Below are 3744 nucleotides of genomic sequence, written 5' to 3' on the forward strand. Positions count from 1 at the left end.
GCGGGTCGCGGCGCGCGAACGCGCTGAAGGTGTCGGCGGCGTCCTTCGGCCGGTCCTGCCGCAGGTACAGCTCGCCCAGCTGCTGGTAGACGCGCCACTCGTAGGCGCGGCGCTCCGGCGTCGTCATGTAGGCGGGGATGCTCTCGGCGCCCTGCAGGTTCTCCAGGCTCAGGCTCGCCACGCGGAAGGTGTCCTCCACCAGCTCGCGGTCGCCGCGCGTCAGGCCGGGCAGCGTCTCCAGCTCGCCGTCGTCCTTGCGGCCGCCGAGCTTCAGGTCGAGCACGCCGAAGAACGGGTGCAGCGCATCGTCGAGCCGGCCCAGCTTGAACAGCGACCAGCCCTGCATGTACAGCGCGCGATCGCGGAACGGGTTCGACGAATCGCCCTGCAGCACGGTGCCGTAGGCCTGCTCGGCCTTCGCGTAGTCGCGCGTCGAGAACAGCAGCTCGCCGCGGCGGAACTGCGCCTCGTCGCGGTAGATCGTCTTCGGGTACTTCGCGACCAGGTCGTCGAGCGTCTTCAGCGCGAGCTCGAGCTCGCCGCCCTGCTCCTGCGCACGCGCCAGCTGGTACAGCACGCGGTCGTTGGTCTCGTCCTGCGGGTAGGTCTTCAGGAACTCCTGGTAGCGCGCGGTCGCGGCCTTGTAGTCGGGCGTGCCGTTCGGCGTCTGCTGGCCGGCGGCCAGGCGGTTGTCGGCACCGTCCATCTCCAGGTCGCCCAGGCGGCGCATCGCCTCGGCGCGCTGCGTGGCCTTCGGCGCGGCCTTCAGGAACTCGGTGTAGGCGGCGATGGCCTGGTTCTCGTCGGCCTTCACGCCGTTGTCTTCCGCGACGGTGATCTCGCGGCCGGACATCGACTTCAGGGTCGGCTGGTCATCGCCGGGCAGCGTCTTCTTGCCGGCACAGGCGGCAAGCCCGAGCAGCATCAGCAGCGCCAGACTATGGCTTGGGCGGCGCATTGGCGGGTTCCAGTTGCTTGTTGGCCTGGCTCGCGGCGCGGTCGTACAGCTGTGCGACGGCGAAGCGGGCCTGCGTGGTGTATTCGACCAGCCGGTCCTTCTGCTGCACGAGCTCGCTCACCGCCAGCTCCTGCACGAACTGCTGCTGCTCGGTGCTCAGCGCGGCCACGCGCGGCAGCAGCGCCTCGATGGCCTTGCCGAGCTCGGCGATGCGCGCGGCGAAGGCATCGAACTTGGCCGGCTCGTCCTGCTGCGCCTGCGCAAGCGCCGCATCGACGCGGCGCGTGTCGGCCAACGCCTCGGTGGTGGTGCGCGCGCTCTTCTTGGCGTCCCACAGGTGCTGCGGGTACTCCTGCGCGAGGCGCCAGGTCAGCGCGCCGGACGCGAGGCGGAAGCGCTCGCGCGCCGCCACCGCTTCGGGCATGTCGCCGGCCTTCTCGAGCGTCGCGCGGATGTGCTCGACGCGCGCCTGCAGCGCCACCTGCTGTTCATCGGCCAGCGCTGCGGGGTCTTCCTCAGTCTCGATGCGGGCGAGTTCGGCGGTGATCGCGTCGAGCCGCTTCTGCAACACATCCAGCCCGCCGTCGGCCGCCTTCGCGCGCACCTTCGGCAGCCGCTCGGCATAGGCCTGGCGGCGGTTGGCGAGCATGTCGCTGAACACACTGAGGTTGTCCTGCCACTGCAGCAGGTTGCTGCGCAGGAACTGCAGGTCGCGCCAGTTCTTGAAGGCTTCCTGGAACGAGTGCTGCGCGAGCAGCGGCGCCAGGTGGTTGGCGTGCGGCATCTCGGGCAGCTCGCCGATGTTCCAGAACCAGCCCATCTCTTCGCCGGGATTGCGCTCGAGCAGGCCGTCGAGCAGCTTGCCGGYGCGGATTGCRGTGATCGACTGGTCGAGGTTGGCGTTCTCGCGCTCGAACGACGCGATGGCCTCGTTGTAGCGGTCGAGCGACTGGCCGCTCGCACCGGCCTCGGCATAGGCATACGGCACCGCGATCATCGCCTCGAGCACGGCCGAATCGCCCGGGTCGCGCAGCGCCAGCTCCTGCCACGGCACCAGCGCCCGCTTGGGCTGCTTCAGCGCGGCCTGGGCCCAGCCGAAGCCGAGCAGCGCCTTGTTGGCCTGCATGCCGTTCAGGCGCACGCGCTCCAGGTGGATCAGCGCGGCCTCGGGCTTGTTTTCCTGCAGCGCGGCGAAGCCGAGCGCGACGTTGGCCTTGTCGCGCAGGCTGCGCGTTTCCTCGTCGGGCGCGGGCGCCGTGCCGAGGGTCTCGAGCAGCTGGTTGCCGCGCTCCGCGTCACCGGTGCGGATCAGCGCGACACCCAGGTTGAAGCGCGCATAGCGCGTCGCGTTGGTGCCGCCGGGCATCTTGCCCGGATCGGGCAGCTTGGCCATCGCCTCCAGCTGCGCCGCGGCGCCGGCGAAATCGTTGCGCGCCATCAGCACGTTGGCACTCAGCAGCCCGCGCTCTTCCTCGAGCTCGGGCGGCAGGTTCTTCTCGATGCGGCCCAGCGCCTCTTCGGCCTCGGGCAGGAAGCCGCGCTGGTAGCGGATCTTCGCGAGGTAGAACCAGGCGCGGTCGCGCACCGCCGGCGTCGCGCCCTTCTCGATCAGCTGCGCGAAGATCTCGCCGGCCTCGCGGTGCAGGCCGTACGACAGCAGCAGGCCACCGCGCAGGATCTCGGCTTCATCGGCATGGTGCGAGACGCGGCCGAAATGCTGCGACACCATCAGCCCGGTGATCGACGAGAAATAGCGGCCCTGGTAGAACTGGTACAGCGTCTCGCCGTAGTACGGGTCTTGCACCCGRTGCGGCGGCAGCGGCTCGGCGGCGAGGACCATGCCCGATAGCGAGCCGGCGAGCCACGCCACGGCGCCCAGGCGCAGCAGGTGTGCGGGAACGTTGCGAAGGCGCATGGCGGCTTACTGCCAGACCTTGACTTCGAACTCCGGCTGCAGCTTGCCGGTGTTGTCCTTGATCTGCAGCTCGATGTACTTCGGGTCGGTGGTCTTGTCGAACTTGACGGTCGCGCCGCGCTTGTAGTCGCGGAAGTGCGGGCCGCCGCCGGTGAACACCGCGACGATCTGGTGCTCGCCGGCCTTCAGGTTGCCGAGGAACACGCGCTGCACGCCGCCGCGGTGCAGGGCCTTCACCTCCAGCGGGGTGTAGAGGTAGTTCGCGACGACCTTGTCGTCGAGCTTCACCTGCACCGAGCCGAGCTCGAACATCTTGCCCACGTCCATCGAGACGAACACCGCCACCTGCGTGTTGGCGGGGAACAGCAGTTCCTCCTCCAGCACCAGCAGGTCGCGGTTCAGGCGGATCACGTCGCCCTTCAGGTCCTGGATGCGGCCGTCGAGGCTGGCGGCTGACGATGCGGCGGCGGCCGGGGCCATGGCGGCTTCGGGAGCGCTGGCGGCCGGGGCCGGCGCCGGTGCCGCATCGGCCGCGAAGGTGGCGCCGCACGACAGTCCCAACAGTCCCGCCAGGCATCCGGCAGCCAGCAGGCTGCGACTACGTTTGAACATGGGCGCGGTCTTTCTCAAAAGGTGGCCGAGACGAACAGCTCGAGGACGTTCGCGTCGAACGAATACAGGCTGTGGGTGCGGATGTCGGTGAAGTTCTTGTAGCGGAATCGCATGAACTGGTACTGCGCGTTCCACTTGATGTCGTACTTGTCGGCGATCTTGCCGGCGGCGTAGGTGGCCTTCGCGCCGACGCTCACGTCGTTGAAGTCGCTCAGCTGCTTGTTGCGCGACACGTAGCGCGTCTCGCTCTGCGCGTTGT

The 3744-nt window shown here is 69.1% G+C and carries 3 protein-coding genes and 1 pseudogene; all 4 read right to left on the reverse strand.

Going from position 1 to position 3744, the window contains the following annotated elements:
* The coding region (locus AC1D12_RS27650; protein WP_477844253.1) for a tetratricopeptide repeat protein at positions 1-925 on the reverse strand (925 nt) is incomplete at its 3' end.
* Between the two features lie 13 nt (positions 926-938).
* Positions 939-2873, reverse strand: coding sequence for a tetratricopeptide repeat protein (locus AC1D12_RS27655; RefSeq protein ID WP_477844255.1), 1935 nt, complete (start codon positions 2871-2873; stop codon positions 939-941).
* A 6-nt stretch (positions 2874-2879) separates the two neighbouring features.
* Positions 2880-3485, reverse strand: coding sequence for an AraC family transcriptional regulator (locus AC1D12_RS27660; protein ID WP_477844257.1), 606 nt, complete (start codon positions 3483-3485; stop codon positions 2880-2882).
* 14 nt (positions 3486-3499) lie between these two features.
* Positions 3500-3744, reverse strand: a pseudogene (locus tag AC1D12_RS27665) (DUF3570 domain-containing protein); the annotation flags it as partial.

The sequence above is a fragment of the Rhizobacter sp. P1_G5 genome (genome assembly GCF_056405435.1).